At 66.8% G+C, this 17349-nt stretch carries 17 protein-coding genes; 5 read left to right on the top strand and 12 right to left on the bottom strand.

Annotated features, from left to right (window positions below; all coding sequences use genetic code 11):
• Positions 1 to 53 precede the first annotated feature (53 nt).
• The 8 genes from QMX79_RS03760 to QMX79_RS03725 all read right to left on the bottom strand — a co-directional run bounded on the left by QMX79_RS03760 (position 54) and on the right by QMX79_RS03725 (position 8921).
• On the bottom strand, positions 54 to 710 hold the full coding sequence (locus QMX79_RS03760) for a methyltransferase domain-containing protein (protein WP_282244512.1): 657 nt from the start codon (positions 708 to 710) through the stop codon (positions 54 to 56).
• A 120-nt stretch (positions 711 to 830) separates the two neighbouring features.
• A complete protein-coding gene (locus QMX79_RS03755; RefSeq protein WP_282244510.1) occupies positions 831 to 1559 on the bottom strand; it encodes a DNA-formamidopyrimidine glycosylase family protein in 729 nt (242 codons plus the stop codon).
• Complete coding sequence (locus tag QMX79_RS03750) at positions 1552 to 2280, bottom strand: DUF72 domain-containing protein (protein WP_282244508.1); 729 nt, start codon at positions 2278 to 2280, stop codon at positions 1552 to 1554. Before QMX79_RS03750 ends, QMX79_RS03755 begins: the two co-directional genes overlap by 8 nt.
• A gap of 9 nt (positions 2281 to 2289) precedes the next feature.
• On the bottom strand, positions 2290 to 2724 hold the full coding sequence (locus tag QMX79_RS03745) for a pyridoxamine 5'-phosphate oxidase family protein (protein WP_282244506.1): 435 nt from the start codon (positions 2722 to 2724) through the stop codon (positions 2290 to 2292).
• Between the two features lie 82 nt (positions 2725 to 2806).
• Positions 2807 to 4186 carry a hypothetical protein gene (locus QMX79_RS03740; RefSeq protein ID WP_282244504.1) on the bottom strand — a complete coding sequence of 460 codons (1380 nt, stop codon included), beginning with the start codon at positions 4184 to 4186 and terminating at the stop codon, positions 2807 to 2809.
• A gap of 54 nt (positions 4187 to 4240) precedes the next feature.
• Positions 4241 to 7300: a TonB-dependent receptor gene (locus QMX79_RS03735; RefSeq protein ID WP_282244503.1), complete on the bottom strand. Its 3060-nt coding sequence runs from the start codon at positions 7298 to 7300 to the stop codon at positions 4241 to 4243.
• A 71-nt stretch (positions 7301 to 7371) separates the two neighbouring features.
• The gene (locus tag QMX79_RS03730) at positions 7372 to 8433 is read right to left on the bottom strand and encodes a FecR domain-containing protein (RefSeq protein ID WP_282244501.1); all 1062 of its coding nucleotides are present in this window, start codon (positions 8431 to 8433) and stop codon (positions 7372 to 7374) included.
• Positions 8430 to 8921 carry a sigma-70 family RNA polymerase sigma factor gene (locus QMX79_RS03725; protein ID WP_282244499.1) on the bottom strand — a complete coding sequence of 164 codons (492 nt, stop codon included), beginning with the start codon at positions 8919 to 8921 and terminating at the stop codon, positions 8430 to 8432. The genes QMX79_RS03730 and QMX79_RS03725 overlap by 4 nt, the downstream gene beginning before the upstream one ends.
• A gap of 168 nt (positions 8922 to 9089) precedes the next feature.
• Here QMX79_RS03725 and QMX79_RS03720 point away from each other — a divergent pair, with 168 nt between their 5' ends.
• Both QMX79_RS03720 and QMX79_RS03715 read left to right on the top strand, forming a co-directional pair.
• On the top strand, positions 9090 to 9416 hold the full coding sequence (locus tag QMX79_RS03720) for a metalloregulator ArsR/SmtB family transcription factor (RefSeq protein ID WP_282244517.1): 327 nt from the start codon (positions 9090 to 9092) through the stop codon (positions 9414 to 9416).
• A gap of 22 nt (positions 9417 to 9438) precedes the next feature.
• Complete coding sequence (locus QMX79_RS03715; protein ID WP_282244497.1) at positions 9439 to 10845, top strand: DUF2867 domain-containing protein; 1407 nt, start codon at positions 9439 to 9441, stop codon at positions 10843 to 10845.
• On the opposite strand, the gene QMX79_RS03710 is transcribed toward QMX79_RS03715, so the two are convergent.
• The 3 genes from QMX79_RS03710 to QMX79_RS03700 form a co-directional block, all read right to left on the bottom strand.
• Positions 10814 to 11941 carry a metallophosphoesterase gene (locus QMX79_RS03710; RefSeq protein ID WP_282244495.1) on the bottom strand — a complete coding sequence of 376 codons (1128 nt, stop codon included), beginning with the start codon at positions 11939 to 11941 and terminating at the stop codon, positions 10814 to 10816. The two genes, QMX79_RS03715 and QMX79_RS03710, sit on opposite strands and share 32 nt — an antisense overlap.
• 120 nt (positions 11942 to 12061) lie before the next feature.
• Complete coding sequence (locus QMX79_RS03705; RefSeq protein WP_282244493.1) at positions 12062 to 12505, bottom strand: DUF1801 domain-containing protein; 444 nt, start codon at positions 12503 to 12505, stop codon at positions 12062 to 12064.
• 37 nt (positions 12506 to 12542) lie between these two features.
• Positions 12543 to 13001: a DUF1801 domain-containing protein gene (locus tag QMX79_RS03700; RefSeq protein WP_282244491.1), complete on the bottom strand. Its 459-nt coding sequence runs from the start codon at positions 12999 to 13001 to the stop codon at positions 12543 to 12545.
• 171 nt (positions 13002 to 13172) lie between these two features.
• On the opposite strand from QMX79_RS03700, the gene QMX79_RS03695 reads away from it, so the two are divergent.
• The 3 genes from QMX79_RS03695 to QMX79_RS03685 all read left to right on the top strand — a co-directional run bounded on the left by QMX79_RS03695 (position 13173) and on the right by QMX79_RS03685 (position 16587).
• On the top strand, positions 13173 to 14735 hold the full coding sequence (locus QMX79_RS03695; protein ID WP_282244489.1) for an arylsulfatase: 1563 nt from the start codon (positions 13173 to 13175) through the stop codon (positions 14733 to 14735).
• Positions 14736 to 14850: 115 nt separating this feature from the next.
• The gene (locus QMX79_RS03690) at positions 14851 to 15420 is read left to right on the top strand and encodes a TetR/AcrR family transcriptional regulator (protein WP_282244487.1); all 570 of its coding nucleotides are present in this window, start codon (positions 14851 to 14853) and stop codon (positions 15418 to 15420) included.
• A gap of 51 nt (positions 15421 to 15471) precedes the next feature.
• Complete coding sequence (locus QMX79_RS03685) at positions 15472 to 16587, top strand: MBL fold metallo-hydrolase (RefSeq protein ID WP_282244485.1); 1116 nt, start codon at positions 15472 to 15474, stop codon at positions 16585 to 16587.
• 59 nt (positions 16588 to 16646) lie between these two features.
• Here the strand turns inward: QMX79_RS03685 and QMX79_RS03680 are convergent, their stop codons facing one another.
• Positions 16647 to 17252: a hypothetical protein gene (locus tag QMX79_RS03680; RefSeq protein WP_282244484.1), complete on the bottom strand. Its 606-nt coding sequence runs from the start codon at positions 17250 to 17252 to the stop codon at positions 16647 to 16649.
• Positions 17253 to 17349 lie beyond the last annotated feature (97 nt).

Genomic DNA, 17349 nt, shown 5'->3' with positions numbered 1-17349 from the left:
GCCCTGCGTGGCTGCGCTTCGTCGGACACCCTGCAGCCACGCAGGGCGTGGCTCTACGCGGTACGGGCGTAACGCAGCAGGCGTCCGCGCCCTGGCGAGCTGCTTTCGTCTTCGCCGAAGCCGCCTTCTTCGGTGGCTTCATACCCCTGCAATGCCATGGCGCGCGAGAAGCCGCCGATGTTGCCGCGACCGGGATCGGTCAGCAGCAGTTCGGCGGTGGGCTTGGCGTGGCGCTCCATCATCGCGGCAATCTGTACGCCATGGCCGCGCTCATACAGCACGTCGCTGCCGATGATCAGATCGAAACGACCCAGTGACGTATCCGGCATCTCCCAGGGCAGGTCGCGGTAATGCACGGCCGGCAGGTCGTTGAGCCCGGCGTTGTAGGCCAGGAACGATTCGGCCAGCGGGTGGTGGTCGCTGGCCACCACGTTGGCGCCGCGATGGGCCAGCACCAGGCTGGACAGACCCAACCCACAGCCCAGCTCAAGAATTCTCTTCCCGGCCACGTCGTACTGGCTCATGGTCTCGGCCAGCACCCGGCCGGCCGGCCAGACCTGGCCGAACAGGCTCCACAACGAGGAATGGATGCCGGCGCGCTCGGCGCGGCCGGTGGGATCGGCGAACTGCTGCAGGTCGCTGAGGGCACGAATACGGAACTCGTGGCCATTGACGGCAACAGTGAGAATGCGGGTGGTATAGCCCGGCATGTGCGCTCCATGGGACGGCTCAAATGGGGAGCGAAGCGGGCGACCGTAGTGGCCGCGCAGGACGCGCGAAACGGCGTGGGACGCACCCATCCTACAGGATGGGCGGTTTCCGCCCTTCACTCAGTATCGGATCTGGCAATTGGGACAGAAGAAGGTGCGCCGCCGGCTCTTGCCGGGGTAGGTCTTGGAAACCGGGCCGCCGCAGGTTGGGCAGATCCGCTTGGTATGGATCTGCCAGTGCTTCTTCAGCTCGAAGGCGCGCTTCCATTCCAGGAACAGGAAGCTGTAGGCGCGGGCGTCGGCAATGACCCTGCCGAGTACCCGCGGCGGCAGCGCTCCCACCGTGCTTTCCGGGTGCACCCGCTGGCGGAACAGCACTTCGTTCTTGATGATGTTGCCGACGCCGGCGAACAGCTCCTGGTCCAGCAGTGCGTCGCAGACCAGCGTGTCTGGCTGCTGCTTCAGCCGGCGCCGGGCCAGGCGGGGGTCCCACGCATCGTTCATCACGTCGGTGCGCCAATCGTAGGTTTCGTCCAGCCTGCCTTCGATGTACTTCAGCGACGAGGCATAGATGTTCAGCTCGCCGTTGTCGAACTGCAGCGAAACCCGCGGGGGCGACGGCTTGCGTTCGTCGATGCGGTAGCTGCCGAACATCAGCATGTGCACGCGCAGGCTGAAGCCGCTGAACTCGACCAGGAAGTGCTTGCCCCAGCTGCGCAGTGCGACCACGCGCCGCCCCTCCATGCGGGTGAGGTCCAAGGCGCTGTTGCCGAGCGCGCGCCGCACGGTCTTGCCACGGAACTTCGCCGCCGCCTCGCGCAGGATGACGATCGAGGGACCTTCAGGCATTCAACCGCTCCTGCAGTCGCGCGGCGTTGGCAACGGCAAAGCCGTGTGCGGTGTTGTCGAAGATGACCCAGCGGGGTCCACGTGCCTGGCGCACCTGCCCTGCCAGCGCGTCCAACGCCGCATCGTCGTAATCGCTGTAGTACATGCGCGGTGCGCCGTGCAAGCGCCAATAGCGCCATGTCGATGCACCGCCCGGCTGCGCAGCCGCCGGCACACGCGCTGGGTCGGCTCCCAGCCGCGAGACGCCGTGCCGCAGCAGCAACGCGTCGGCCGCGTCGGTGAACCAACTGGCATGGCGCGGCTCGCACGCCAGCGGCGCCTCGCTGCGCCTGCGCAGCGCACGGAAGAAGCTGGAGGCGCGGCGGGGGTCCAACGCCAATGAGGGCGGCAGCTGCAGCAGCAGTCCACCGAGCTTGGTGCCCAGCGCGCTGGACTCGTCCAGGAAGCGGTCAAGCAACGGTCCCACGCCGACCAATGCCGAATCGTGGGAGATCGTGCGCGGGATCTTGACCGAGAAACGGAACGCGGGCGGCACGCTGGCCGCCCAGCGCTCGTAGGTACCGGGCTTGTGGGGCCGATAGAACGAGGAGTTGATCTCCACCACCGGGAACCGGGTGGCATAGCGCGCGAGCATGCTCTCCCCTGGGCCGAACAGGTCAGCGTAGCGGCCCGGAATGGACCAGCCTGCGCAGCCGACCAGCGGGCCGGAGGAGGCGCGCATGTCCGTCACTCAGACCTGGATCTCGCCTTGGTCTTCGCCGTCCCAATAGTGGATGCGGTGCGCGTGGACGTGGATCAGGACCAGGCCGGGGGTGTCCACGCCCTGTTCGAACCAGCGCTCCAGGCTCTTCTGCCAGTGTTCGCGCATCACTTCCTTGTCGCGGATGATGCGGCCCTTGCCCTGCACGAACACGAACAGCGGCGGTTTGCCGAGCAGGCCCTTGCTGCCGGTGAAGCTGAGCGCGACCTTGGGTTCGGCCTGCAGTTCGCGCACCATGTCGGTGCTGTCGAGCGCGAAGAACCAGCTGTCACCGTCGTAATCGACATCGCCGTTGTTGCTCATCGGGCGGCCGGAAATCTCGCCGTTGTCGGCGAAGGTCTGCAGCATGGTGAAGTCGATGCCAGCCATTTTTTTGGCCAGGTCGTGCAGGGTAAGCGTGGTCATGGCAGGGTCCGCGCAGGATTCGGGTGCTCCCAGCCTCGGCCGGGACCCGTGACCGGATCGTGCACGGGCCCTGCCGTGGCGTTCACGGCAGTGCGGTGTTGCCGATGAACACAGGGTTGGAATGGAACCACAGGTCCTGCCAGGGATCTTCGCCCTTGATGTCGGCCAATGGCGTGGGTTCGTCGGTGCTGCTGCCGCGCGCGCGGACGAAGCCACCGCCTTCCGGCGCCGGCAATGTCCACGTCACCTGGTACCACGCCCCTTCCTGCTTCCAGTCCTTCGCGGTGAAACGCCGGGTCTGTATCTGCGGCGATTGTCCGCCGCCGCTGCCGACGATCAACTGCAGCTGGCGGAGCGCTGGATGCTGCCCGATCGCATTGGCGCGTTCGGGCGTTCGCACCCGCAACTGCACGCGCATCGGCGTGCCTGCTGCCACGGCCACGGTCTCGCCCATGCGCCCTACCCCACCGCTGCCATCGGCCGCCTGCACGGTCAGCTCCAACGCATCGATCAGGTCGCCGGTCACCGCGAACATACGGCCGCCGCGCACGCCGCCGAGAATGTCATCGGCCTCCGGACGCGCCCATACATACGTCTTGCTGTACTCACCCGGATCGAAGTCACTGCCCCCATCGCGCTGGTTCACATGCGAATCGGAACTGGCGGTGATCCAGAAGCGCGTGCCGTCGGCCAGCATCTGGTCCCACACGCCACCCACCTGCGTGGTCATCTGGTCGAAGCCGCCGAATGTCGGTGCCGCCGCATTCCGGTAAAGGCCACGCTCGGTGCGGGTGGCCTGGTGCCCGGGCGCGCCTTCCATGCCGACCAGCACCTGCGGCGCGGCGGCATGCCAGGCGTTCAGCTCGGCCGGCTCCACCTCACCCCACTCCCCTACCCCGGTGGCGGTTCGCGAGGGGTGGTTGATCAGCATCAGCGGCAACGGACTCAACCCGCGCATGTGGGCCAAGGCATCAAGCATGTGCTGGTGGTTATCGCGGCTGCCCTCCTGCAGCGGCTCGCCGCGGCTGTAGTCGCGTTCGATCGTCACCAGCTGTTCGGCTTCGCGCGGACCCGGCGCGATGATCAGCGAGGCGTGCTCACCGGCCGGCACATCGAATTCCATGCCGTTGAACTGGATGACCTCAGGCACGTCCTGCCGGGCCTGCAGCAGCGCCGGATAGGCATGGTCGCGGGTCACCGCCGAGTGGCCGGGGCCGCCGTGGTCGGTATGCACCATCCAGCGCAGCCCGAAATGGCGCGCGCGCCCGGCGTTGTGGCTGCGGGTGTAGGTCGAGTCGCCGCCACGGATGGGCGTGGGAGGCGTGGTGCTGCGGTCCCAGTCCACGCTCCATTCGCTGTGCACGTGGTGGTCGCCGGGCTGCCAATCGCGGCCGGCACCAGGATCGGCAGGCGATGCCGTGGCCGGCGCCGCAAGCAGCGCCAGCAGAAGAAGGGTTTGCATGTGGGTTCCTTGCTGGCCGGTGCCTGCCGCCAGCGGCGACAGGCACCGGGAGGATCAGAAGTCGGCCCGCAGGCCCAGGCTGATGCGACGTCCCGAGGCTTCGTACATGGTCGGGAACGACGGATCCATGGTGTAGCCGCTGGTGATCTCGTTGGTCAGGTTGATGCCCTTCAGGCTGACCTTGATGTTGTCGGTGATCCGGTAGCCGATCGACACATCCATCTGGCCGTATGCATCGCGCCAGATCGGGTACATGTCATAGCCGATCGATTCCACGTACTCGTCCTTGTGGTTGTAGGACACGCGGGCATCGAACCGGTCATTCTCATAGTACGCGGTGAGGTTCCAGGTCTTCTCCGCCAGGCCGGGCATCGGGGTACGGATGCCCAGGTCGGATTCACCGGCCAGCGAGCTGTCCAGCACGGTGTAGTTGGCGTTCACGCCGAAGCCTTCCAGCACCGGGTGGAACATGCCCAGCGGCAGCTGCGCCACCAGCTCCACGCCGTCCACCTGGTAGGAGCCCTTGGCGTTCACCGGCTGGTACACGTCGAAATCGAAGATGCCGTTGAGGGTGCCGTTGGCGTTGTACACCGCCACATCCTCGACCACGCCGGTGAGCGAGTTGATCACCACGCCGTCGATGTTCTTGCGGAAGTAGGAGGCGGCAAACAGCGCGCCGTTGTCCAGGTACTTCTCCAGGCCCACTTCCCACTGCTTGGCATAGGTGGGCTTGAGCTCCGGGTTGCCATCGGTGAAGCGGTACGAGCTCCAGCTGGCGGTGCGCTTGTAGGCGATGTCGGTCAGCGCCGGGCGCATCATGGTCTTGGACGCGGCCGCGCGCAGCAGCAGGCCCTGGGCCAGTTCGGCGGTCATGTTGAAGCTGGGCAGCAGGTCGTCGTAGCTGCCATCCTTGGACACCGGGGTATCGGTGTAGCCGGTGCTGCCATCGGGCCGCTGGATGGGGTGGTAGCCGAACGAGGTGACGCTGGTATCGACGTAACGCGCACCGGCGTTGATGTTGACCGGTACGTGGCCGATATCGAAGGCGAAGTCCGCCATGGCGTACACGCTCGTCACCTTCTCATCGACCTGGTAGAACTGGCCGGCGTCGAACGGGGTGTAGAAGCCGTCGTAGCGGAAGGCGCGGCGTGCGTAATCGTTGGACACCTGCTGCCAGTCCAGGTCCTTGATGGTGTAGTCGCCACCGGGAACGATGTCGCCGATCCACTGCAGGGGGCTGTCGGCCAGGGTACGGGTGTTCACCCAGGCGCTGCTGCCGGCGGTCGGCCCGGTGATCTTGAGTTCGCCGTACTGGCGCTGCTTGGATCGGTCGGTGTAGCGCGCACCGAACTTCACGTCACGCAGTGCCGGCAGGAAGGCCAGGTCCAGCATGCGGGTCACGTTGACCTGGGCGGCGTACTTGTCGTCGTCCACCTTCTCCAGCGTGGTTTCATAGGCTTCGAACAGGTACTTGTCCGAGGCGTTGTACATGTCGAAACCGCCCGGGGTGCTGGGAATGGTTTCGCCGCTGCGGCCGGTCCAGCGGGTGCGCGAAGGTGCGTAGGCGACGTGCTTGAGGTTGGAGAAGTCCGAGGTCTTCTCCGCGCCGGAGTAGCCGGCCATGGCGTCGATGTACCAGTCCTGCCCCTTCCAGTCGAGGGCCACGCTGTACTGGCTGTAATCGGTCTTGTTGATCCGCTCCTTGCTCAGCATCTCGTGCTGGGTGGCGGTGTAGGACACATCGCGCAGCACCACCATGCCGTACTCGGACAGGGTGCTGGCATCGTACTCATGGATGGTGTCGAGGGTGCTGCGGCTGGACGCCGAATAGGCGGCCGCGTCGTACTCGTCTTCGGTCGAATCGTAGCCGCCCAGCATCGCATCGAAGGTCAGGCTGAAGCTGCTGCTCGGCTTGTACTGCAGCGACGCGGTGGCGCCCCACTTGTCCTGCTCGTTGAGGTAGACGCGGTCGCCGACCTTGTCCTGGAACACCACCAGGTTCGTTTCATCGGTGTCGGTACGGTTGACGATGTTCACCCCGGCATCGCGGGCCAGCACGGCCTGGGCCTGGGTACCGCGGGTGCCGGACGCCCCCAGGAAGCGCGACATAGGGCGGAAGTTGATGCCCGAGGTGGAATCGGTACGGTTGGTGCGCTTGGACTGCGAGTACGACACCAGGCCGCCCCAGTCGCCCCAGGTATCGGCGGCCAGGAACGCGAAGCGCGGGTCCACTTCTTCGGAAATGCTGTTGTGCGCGCCTTCGGCCGACAGCACCAGCTTGCGCTCCTTGTAGTCGAACGGGCGCGCGGTGGTGATCTTCACCGAGCCGGCGATGCCACCCTCTTCATCGGCGGCGGTGGGCGACTTCTGCACCGTGACCTGCTGGATGATCTCCGAGGCGAACATGTCGAACTCCACGTCGCGCCCACCACTGCCGGAGGCGGTGGCCAGGTCGTTGATCGACACGTACGTGTATTCCGACGGCAGGCCACGCACGCTGACCTTGGTGCCCAGGCCCTTGCTGCGCTCGATGGTCACGCCGGGAACGCGCTGCAGCGCTTCGGCCAGGTTCTGTTCCGGAAAGTCGGCCACGTCGGTGGCCACGATCGAATCGGAAAAGCCGATGTTGTTACGCTTCAGGTCCACCGCCTGTTCCAGGCTGCGGCTGTAGCTGCCGGTCACCTGGATGGTTTCCAGGTTCTGCGCGCCCGGCGCGGCGACGTCACTTGCCGAGGCCTGCAGCGGCGCCGCCCCGGCATCGGCCACCGCCATGGGCGCGACCACCCCGGAGGTGGGCTCGTTACCCGCCGTGGCGGCTTCAATGGTGACCGTACCGGCATTGAGGTAGCGGTAGCGCAGCCCGGTGCCGGCCAGCAGGCGGTCAAGCGCCGCCTCGGCGGTCAGGCCCGCCGGCACCGCCGGAGTGCGCGGGTTGCCGGCCACCTGCGCGTTGTAGACGAACTGCAGGCCGGTCTGGCGCGACAGTGCGTTGAGTGCCATGTCCAGCGGCTGCGAGGCGATGGCATCGGCGGCAAGGCGGGTCGGTTCTGCAGCGGTGGCCGTCGCGGTGACCTGCAGGGCAAGGGCGATCGAAAGGAACAGAGTGCAGCGCATCGTGGGATCCAGTGAGGGAATGGCGGTGGCGTTCCCCAACTACGACGCGGCAAGGCGTGGATCGGGCACCGCTAATTCGATGAATTTTTTTTGACAACGCCCTCGGCCACCTCGCGCATGCGTACGTGGATGCCATCGGCACGTTGCTGGATGACCAGCGCCGGCTGCTGGTCCAGGAACGCGCGCAGCGAACCCAGGTCATCGGCGCGCAGGTTGCCGGTGAGGCGCAGCGCGCCGGCGTCATCGCTGACGCGCAGGCGCAGGGCGTTGCTGCGGTTGAAGCGATCGGCCACTTCGCGCAGGGGCTCGTCGCGGAACACGATGTGCCCCTGCCACCATGCGGTCATGCTGGCGGCGTCCTCATCGCGCAGCTGCACGCGCTGGTCGCGGTAGTCGACCTGGGCCACCTTGCCGGCCGGCAGATCGGCCAGCAGGCGGCCGCGCCCGCCATCGCCATGCACCTGCACGCGGCCCTCGCTCACCGCGATGCGCGCCTGTTCACGCAGCAGCGAGACATCGAAGGTAGTGCCGATGTCGGTCACCTGCAGGCCGCCGGCATGCACGGCAAACGGTCGCCGGTCCGGCGCGACGACGAAGCTGGCTTGGCCGCGTTCCAGTTCAACGCGGCGACCGAACAGGCTCATCCGCACCGAGACTTCGCTCTCGGCATTGAGATGAAGCATGCTGTGGTCGGACAGCTCGATCTGGCGCGGCGCGCCATGGGCGGCCACATAGCGGGTGGTATGCGGCCATGCCAGCGGCGTGCCGACACCCACCGCCAGCAGCAGCGCTGCCGCGGCAGCGATACCCGGAAGCCGCCGACGTCGGGCCGGCGCAGGCGCTGCCGCACGCGGCGGGCGCGCCGGCAGCTGCACGACGTTGTCGCCCGTACCCTGTGGTGCCGGTGCCGCCAGCAGCGCGTCCAGGTCGATCGGCATCGCGCGCAGCGCCTCCCCCAGCGCGCCTGCGGTTTCGCTGATCACCAGGTATTCGCGCAGGTGCTCGGGCGAAACCAGCAGCCAGTCCATGAAGGCACGCTGCTGCGCCGGCGACACATCGCCCTGGCGTTGCAGCGCATGCCAGTGCGCGGCGGCCTGGGTCAAGGCAGAGGGATGCAACGACGGTTCACTCATCGCGCCACCTCGCGGTCGGCCATCGCACGCCGGCACACGGCAAGCCCGCGCACGACGTGCTTCTTCACCATGTGCGAGGAAACGCCCAGCCGCTCGGCGATCTGCTTGTAGCTCAGCCCATCGCGGTACTGCATCACCAGCACGGCGCGGGTGTGTTCGGGCAGCGTGGCCAGCAGCGCCTGCAGGCGCTGGCTGCGTTGTTCGCGTTCGGCGGCATCTTCCACGCATTCCCCGCTGGCCAGGCCCTGGCCCAGCTGTTCGATGTCCTCGATCGGCAGGGTCGACCAGCGCCTGCGGCTGGCCTGCTCACGCGCCAGGTTCAGCGCTACGGTGAACAGATACGCCTCGGGATTGGCGATGGACTCGCCCGGCCCCGCGTGCGCACGCAGCAGACGCAGGTACGTCTCCTGCACCAGGTCTTCGGCGTCCTGTCGCGCCCCCCGGCGCACGAAGAACCCCCGAAGCACCGGCGCGTGTTCCACGAACATCCGCGCCAGCCGCCCTCTTGCCTGCTCGGCCACTGTGCCGCCCCAACCCCTGAAGTGCGGCGCAAGGTAAGCGCTGCGTATTACGCGCTGGTGACGGTGCGGCGCAGGCCAAGGCACTTGACAGGCCCTCGCGCGACGGCGCAGGATTAGTTAACGAATTAATTAACTATCCGAATGGACCGCATCTTCGAGGCCCTGGCCTCCACCGCCCGCCGGCAGATCCTGGCCTACCTCAACGGTGGCGAGTTGACTGCGGGCGAACTGGGGGAACGCTTCGATTTCAGCAAGCCGGCGCTGTCCAGCCACCTGCGCATCCTCGAGGATGCCGGGCTGATCGAACGCGAGAAGCGCGGTCAGTTCGTGTATTTCCGCCAGGTGCCCGACCGCCTGACCAACACGTTGTTCGCCTGGGCCGCCGAAGTCTGCCCGGTCGGCGGCCCGCTGCAGCGCGAAAGCCGCGCGCGCGCCAAACGCAAACCCACCCCTTCGACCTGAGCCCTGCCACCAGGAGACCGGCATGCTGGACACCCACCGCGTGAGTCGTTCGTTCCCCAGCATCAGCCTGCCTTCTTACGGCGATGGCAGCCCGGTTGAAGTGGCCCTGATCACCCAGCTCGGAATCGGTGCCGGCGACCAGCTGCTGCGCGATGCCGGGCTGCGCCAGGCCGCGCACCCGGCCTTCGTGGACGCATTGGACGAGCCGTCCGCACGGCTGGGCGGCATGCACCTGGCCCATGACGATGCCTCGTCGCTGTATTCGTTCTCGGTCGGGCGCCAGGGGCATCCGTTCCACCGCCATGCCGGGCCGCGCATGTTCACCGCCATCGCCGGCAGCGGCGGTGCGCAGCTGCGCTTTTCCACCGCGTCCGATGCGCAGCTGCAGCGCGACCCGGCCGCGTTCCTACATGCGCTGCGCTGCGTGGACATCCCGCCCGATTGCCTGTTCACCGTGCGCTTCGGCAGCGGCACCTGGCACCAGTTCGTCTCGCGCCACCCGCGCCACCCGGCGCTGTTCGCGCTCTCATGCCATGCCAACGAGCGCAGCGGTGCGTTGACCGAAGCGCAGCGCGCGCAGATCGATGCCGACAACGCCGACATCCCCAGCCTCACCGATACGCTGCCGCCCGCGCTGCAGCAGCTGCTGGCGCAGGCGGACCTGTCCCGCGTGCCGGTGGTGAGCCTGTCATTGCGGGCGCCCTCGCGGTCCATGCTGGCCGGGCTGTGCGCGCGCACCCGAGACCTGGTCGGCCCGCTGCGCGTGCTGCTGGGCCGGCTGCGCCCGGCGCACGGCTACATCGGGCGCCGCGCGGCGCGCCATCCGGTGCAGGCGCTGCCCGCTCCCCCGGCCGACTCGCTGTTGCAGCAGGCACTGGTGGAAGGCAACGACCACCAGGACTACAACACGCTTACCCTGCCCGCGCACAGCGTGGCCAGCCGCTCGGCCAGCGCGGTGCTGGAAGCGGTGCTGGACGGTTTCCTGCTCAACCCGCCGCCAAGCGTGGGGCGCCTGATGGCGCTGCGCAACGTGCTGGTGGCCCCGCTGCAGCTGCGTACCTCACCGCTGGGCTGCCCGGTCTCCTCGCTGCTGTCCACTGATCGCAGCATGCTGTTCGCCGGGCGCTTCCCGGTGCATGCGCAGCGCGTGGACGCCGGCGACCGCAGCGCCGAAGTGCTGCTGGGCGCCGACGACCGCCACCTGCGGTTCCGCTCCTGCGTGCGGGTGCAGCTGCTGGACGATGGCGCGGCGGTGATCTCGCTGGGCACGCGGGTGCGCACACATAACCGTTTCGGTCGCCTGTACATGGCCGCCATCGACCACGTGCACCGCCGGCATATCAGCCCGGCCATGCTGCGCATGGCCGTGGCCCACGCGCTGGCACCGGAACTGGTGCTTACGGTGCGCGCCGCAGCGTCACCAGCGTGATCTCCGAGGGCACGCCGATGCGGGCGGCAAACCCCGGCCACAACCCGGCGCCGTTGCTCACGTACAGCGTCATGCCGTTCACCTCATAACGCCCGGATACATAACCGCCGTTGGCACGCTTGACCAGCTGGTCCATGCCAACGATGTGGCCGCCATGGGTATGCCCGGACAGCTGCAGCTTCACACCCTTGGCCGCATTGGCCTGGGCCTCGCGCGGACGGTGGTCGAGCAGGATCACCGGGGCGGCGGGATCCGCACCTGCCAGTGCGGCGTTCAGATCGGGCATTGGCAGGCCATAGCGCGCCGCCACCGGGTCGGTGACGCCGGCGATGGTCAGCACCGCGCCATCGCGCGTTACCTGCGTGTGGCTGTTCTCCAGCACCTGCATCCCCAGCGCGCGGAACGCCTGCATCCAATGCGCGTACTGGCCGTAATACTCGTGGTTGCCGGTGATGGCGATCACCCCATCCGGCGCCTGCAGCTGGCCCAGGCTGCGCACATCGTTGGCACGGGCGCTCACGCTGCCATCGACCAGGTCACCGGTGATGACCACCAGGTCCGGCTTCAGCGCATTGCTTTCGGCCACCACCTTGGCCACCCAGTCCCCGGTGAGCAGGCGGCTGGCGTGGATGTCGGTGAGCTGCAGCATGCGGTAGCCATCGAACGCTTGCGGAAGGCCGGCAATGGTCACGTCGATCTGGCGGGTCTGCGGCACGGCAATGCCCTGCTGCACGCCCCAGATGCCGAGCACCAGCGCCAGTCCGCCCGCCACTGGCCGCAGCCAGCTGCGACGCAGGGCAGCGGCAGCGCGCGGCAGCTTCAGCAGGCGCGCGCCCAGCAGCAGCACATCCAGCACCAGCAGGAATACCGCCACCAGCAACAGCGCGGTGAAGCCGCTGGCCAGCACCACCAGGGCCGCCTTGGGAATCTCCGGCGAGGCCATGGTGCCGGCGAACCGCGCCACGATCCGGTGGTGCAGCGCGAGCGCCAACACCAGCAGGCCCAAGGGGCCACGTACCGAGACCGGCACCCGCAGCGGCCAGATCAGGCGCCACACCACGTACAACGCAAGCACTACTCCAACAACACTCAGCACAGGCAATTCCAGGTTCCATGGGGGTTGCACGGGCGCGCGCGGCGATCGTGCAGCGCACCATCTTTGCCGAAGTTGACGACAGGTGCCACCGCGAGGTGATGGAATTCTGGGTTGCGCGGTTCAGCGAGAAGCGGATTTCTTCGCTTTGGCCTTGGCCGTATTGAAGGCCACCGCCGCCCGGACCAGGGCCTTCAGCGCCGCCTCGTTGATCTTCTCGCCTTCATGCACGTCGATGGCACGCCGGGTGTTGCCCTCCAGGCTGGAATTGAACAGCCCTTTCGGATCGTCGAGCTTGGCCCCGTGGGCGAAGGTCATCTTCACGGCAGACTTGTAGGTTTCGCCGGTACAGAGGATGCCGTCGTGCTCCCAGACCGGCACCCCGCGCCACTTCACGGTCTCCACCACGTCGGGATCGGCCTTGTGGATGATGCTGCGCAGCTGCGCCAGCGTTTTGCCGCGCCAGTCGTCGAGCGCGGCGATCTTTGCATCGATCTGCTGCGCGGCGTCTTCCGGTGCGGCGGTGGCGGTGGCGATCGGCTTGCTGCGGGTGCTGGCACGGGGCATGACCGGGTCCTGATCAACGTTGAAAGAAAGGGATTGGTTACATCCGTTCGCCGGGAAGCCGGCTGGCCTGCTTCACCCAGCGGGTGAACTGTTTCACATCCAGCGGCTCGTCCTCGACCACGTGCAGGTAGCGCGTGTCCTGGCTTTTGGAAGCCTCCGGCGGCACCGGATCCAGCGCCTTGCCACGAAAGAACGCCACTTTGATGTAGCGCGCGTAGCAATGCATGCTGAGGAACCAGCCGTCATCGCCCGCTGCATAGAGGGGCGAGTTCCATTTGACCGCCTTGCGCACGCCCGGCACCGCCGCCACGACCAGCGCATCGAGCTGCCGGGCCGCTTCGCGCTTCCAGTCGGGTATTGCCGCGATCCACGCCTGCACCGGGGCATCGCCCTCGCCCTTCGGAATCTGCGGGTTGCCGCCGGCCAGCAGGCGCGGGGTGCCGGTGGGTGGGGCGGGGACGGCCTTGCGTCGGGTGGTTGCCACATCGATGCCCATACAGGTGCCTGGGCGCGTTATAGCGGGTTCGCCGCAGAGTCAGCAACGTGATGGCAGTGGCGGGCACCGCAAAAGTACTGAGCCGTTTGCGGGAGATTACCGATGCAGCGGGCATGCCACCCGGGCCACGATCAGCGCTCCTCCCGCACACTCCCCGCAGGCGCAGACACCATGGCTACGAAGGCATCCAAGGCACCCAAGAAGGCGTCCAAGGCACTCAAGGCGACCAAGGCGACCCAGGCGAAGAAACCCAACATCCTGGTCATCTTTGGTGACGACATCGGCATTCCGCAGATCAGCGCCTACACGCGCGGGCTGATGGGCTACCAGACGCCCAACATCGACCGCATCGCCAACGAAGGTGCCCTGTTCACCGATTCGTATGGCCAGCAGAGCTGCACCGCCGGGCGCGCGTCCTTCATCCTCGGACAGGAGCCGTTCCGCACCGGCCTGCTCACCATCGGCATGCCGGGCGACCCGCACGGCATTGCCGAGTGGATGCCGACCATTGCCGATGTGCTGAAGACCGAAGGCTATGCCACTGGCCAGTTCGGCAAGAACCACCTGGGCGACCAGGACCAGCACCTGCCCACCAACCATGGCTTCGATGAGTTCTTCGGCAACCTGTACCACCTCAATGCGGAAGAAGAACCGGAGGGCTACTTCTACCCCAAGGACCCGGCGTTCAAGAAGAAGTACGGCCCGCGCGGGGTGATCCACTCGCATGCCGGCGGCAAGATCCAGGACACCGGCCCGCTCAACAAGGCGCGCATGCCCACCGTGGATGAAGAATTCCTGGACGCCGCGCAGAGCTTCATTGGCGATGCGGTGGAGAACGATGAGCCGTTCTTCGTCTGGTTCAATACCACCCGCATGCATATCTTTACCCACCTCAAGCCGGAATCCGAAGGGCTCAGCGGCAAGGGCCTGCATGCCGATGGCATGGTGGAGCACGACGGTCACGTCGGCCAGTTGCTTGACCACCTGGACGAGCTTGGCGTCGCCGACAACACCATCGTGCTGTACACCACCGACAACGGCGCGGAAATCGCGTTGTGGCCGGACGGTGCGATGACGCCGCTCCGCGGCGAGAAAGGCACTACCTGGGAAGGCGGCATGCGCATCCCGATGATGGTGCGCTGGCCGGGCGTGATCGAACCGGGTACCGCCTACAACGACATCATTTCGCTGATCGACTGGTTCCCCACCCTGTGCGCCGCCGCCGGCGTGGAGGATGTGGTGGGCAAGATGAAGAAGGGTTTCAAGACCAAGAAGAAGACCTTCAAGGTGCACCTGGATGGGTATGATTTCGGCCCGTACTTCCACGGCAAGGTGGATGCCGGCCCACGGCAGGCGCTGTACTACTTCGACCAGGGCGGCAACCTCAACGCGGTGCGCTATGCCGACTGGAAGGTGAGCTTCGCGGTGGCCAGCCACGGCAACATCGCCACCGCCAAGCGTGAGGTCACCGCGTGGGCGACCATCACCAACCTGCGCATGGATCCCTACGAGCGCGGCCTGGAGGAAGGTGGCGGCGCGATGGGCTTCATCGGCCAGCAGATGTGGCTGCTGGTGCCCATCCAGGGGCTGATCAAGTCGTTCTTCTCCGACTTCGCCAGCTACCCGTACCAGCCCGGCAGCACGCTCAACCCCAGCGGCATCAACTACAGCCTGCTACAGGCGCAGGATGCGATGAAGCGGTTGAAGGAACTAGAGACCCTGCGGACCAACTGAGGACCGCAGGCCAGCGATGGGGCGAGCTGAACGGCCGCCCCATCCTCGCCTGCACCCCCTTGCATCCAAACGTTCCGCGCCCTATAAATGAGTGGTCACTCACTTATAGTCTGTCATGGCCCGCCCCCTCAGCGAAGCGAAACGCGATGCGATCCTGGCTGCTGCCGCCCAACTGGTGGCGGCACAGGGCGTGGGCGCGTCCACCGCGCAGATCGCCAAGGCGGCCAAGGTCGCCGAGGGCACGGTGTTCACCTACTTCGAGACCAAGGACGCGCTGCTCAATGCGCTGTTCGTGCGCCTTGAAGAGCGCCTGGCGCTCGCGGTGGGTGGCACCTTCCCGGCCCATGCCGAGGTCCGCGAACAGCTGCAGCATGTCTGGAACGCGCTGCTGGTCTGGGGCGCGGCGCACCCGATCGACCGCATGGCACTGCGCCAGCTGAAGGTGTCCGAGCGCATCACCGACTGCACCCGCACCCATTGCGCCGGGCTGTTCGGCACCACGCTGCAGACGCTGGAAGCCAGCCTGGCCCGCCATATCGACCCGGAGCGCATTCCGTTCTACCTGGGCCGGGTGCTGATCAGCCTGCTGGAAACCACCCTGGAGGCCATGGCCGCCCAGCCCGACCAACGCGACACCCTGCAGCAGGCCGGTTTCGACCTGTTCTGGAAGGGCATTCAACGTTGATTTTTCGCACCCATTAAATGAGTGCGTACGCACTCACCTTCAAGGAGACGCATGCGCATCCTGCCTGTACTCGCTGCCGCCTTCGCCCTCACCGTTCTGATCGGGATGACCTTCACCGTGCCTATCGCCTCTTACGAGACCTCGCCGCAACGCGCCGACGACCAGTTCACCAACGTGGCCGCCAAGCCGAAGGAATCCTTCGGCGCCACGCTCAAGCTGTTCTGGGAGTTCATGTTCAACCGCCCGCCGGGCACCACCCCGCCCAAGGCGCCGCCGGTGCGCGCGCTCACCGCGCAGGCGCTGGTCGAAGCGCCAGACCGCAGCATGTACCGGCTGGGCCATTCCACCCTGCTGATCAAGCTGCGCGGTGGCTGGTGGCTGACCGACCCGGTGTTTTCCGAGCGCGCCTCGCCCGTGCAGTGGATGGGCCCGAAGCGTTTCCACGCCCCGCCGATCGCGCTGCAGGACCTGCCGCCGATCCGTGGCGTGCTGCTCTCGCATGACCATTACGACCACCTGGACCGCGCGACCATCAAGTACCTGGCCACGCGTGCGCAGGTGTTCCTGGCCCCGCTGGGCGTGGGCGACCGCCTGATCGACTGGGGCGTGCCGCAGGACCGCGTGGTGCAGCTGGACTGGTGGGAAGAAACCCAGGTCGATGGCGTGCGCTTCGCAGCCACCCCGGCCCAGCATTTCTCCGGCCGCGGGCTGCGCGATGGCAACCGCACGCTGTGGGCCTCGTGGGTGATCCTGGACGAGGACCTGCGCGTGTTCTTCAGTGGCGATACCGGCTACTTCAACGGCTTCAAGCGCATCGGCGAACGCTATGGGCCGTTCGATATCGCCTTCGTTGAAACCGGTGCGTATGACGCCAAGTGGCCGTATGTGCACATGCAGCCGGAACAGACCGTGCAGGCGCACGAGGACCTGCGCGGCAAGTGGCTGGTGCCCATCCACAACGGCACCTTCGACCTGGCCATGCACCGCTGGGAAGAACCCTTCGAGCGAGTCAGCGCGCTGGCCGCGCAGCGCGGCATCGCGCTGTCCACGCCGGAAATGGGCGAACGCCTGGATCTTTCCGCGCCGCATGCGGGCACGCCGTGGTGGCGTGCATTGGCTGCAACGGAAAGCGAAGGCAGCGGCGTGGTGGCGGGCAGCACGCGCTGAGTGGAGTTTCGCGCCAGCCTACCCGTTAACGGGCAGGCTGGCGATGACCCGCCGCGGCATTACCGATCAACAGCGTCGGCGCGCTCCAGGGTCAGCTCGGCATGCTCGGCCGGCGTCTTGGCCAGCCAGCTGGCCCAGCCCAGCTCACGGGCCTTTGCCAGCTGCGGCAAGGCCCGCGCCGGCATCGGCGGCTCGCTGCCCAATGCTTCCACGCGTCGGCTCTGCCGGACCCAGTTGATGAAATCCGGGTTGTCCATGCTGTAGTCGCTCACCCCATCACGGCGGATCGGCCGTAGCTGGTAGCCATTGCCATACATCGGACGGACCAGCACGTAGTAGCGCCGGCCTGCCTCCAGGTCGGCGTCCATGAAATGCACGCGCATGCCATCGTTGGAGACGAACATCTTCCTGCCGGGCGCCGTGGAATACACCACCTTGTCCTTCCCACCGATGGCCGAGATGAAACGGTCGCCGTCGGGGGTTACCTCACTCAACATCGTGTACATGCCGCCGAACAGCGAGGACGGGCGCAGGAAGATCAGCTGCGCCTTGTCGGGCTCCGGGAGGGAAACCGACTGCGTGGCACTTTTCTTGACGAAATCCCGGGCCCCGACGGGGGCAACGAACGCAAACAGCGAAAGCACGCACAAGACGAATCGCATCATGGTGGATTCCAGAGGTAGGCAGGAGAAACTGCGAACGAGATACCCCAGCACAGGGGCGCGGTATCATCGCGCGTTCCCGCTGCCTCCGCGAGAGCCC

The sequence above is a fragment of the Stenotrophomonas sp. PS02300 genome, assembly GCF_029959395.1.
Classification (GTDB): domain Bacteria; phylum Pseudomonadota; class Gammaproteobacteria; order Xanthomonadales; family Xanthomonadaceae; genus Stenotrophomonas; species Stenotrophomonas maltophilia_AD.
Note: the sequence above shows the minus strand (reverse complement) of the source record. Positions and strands in the feature narration are given on the sequence as shown.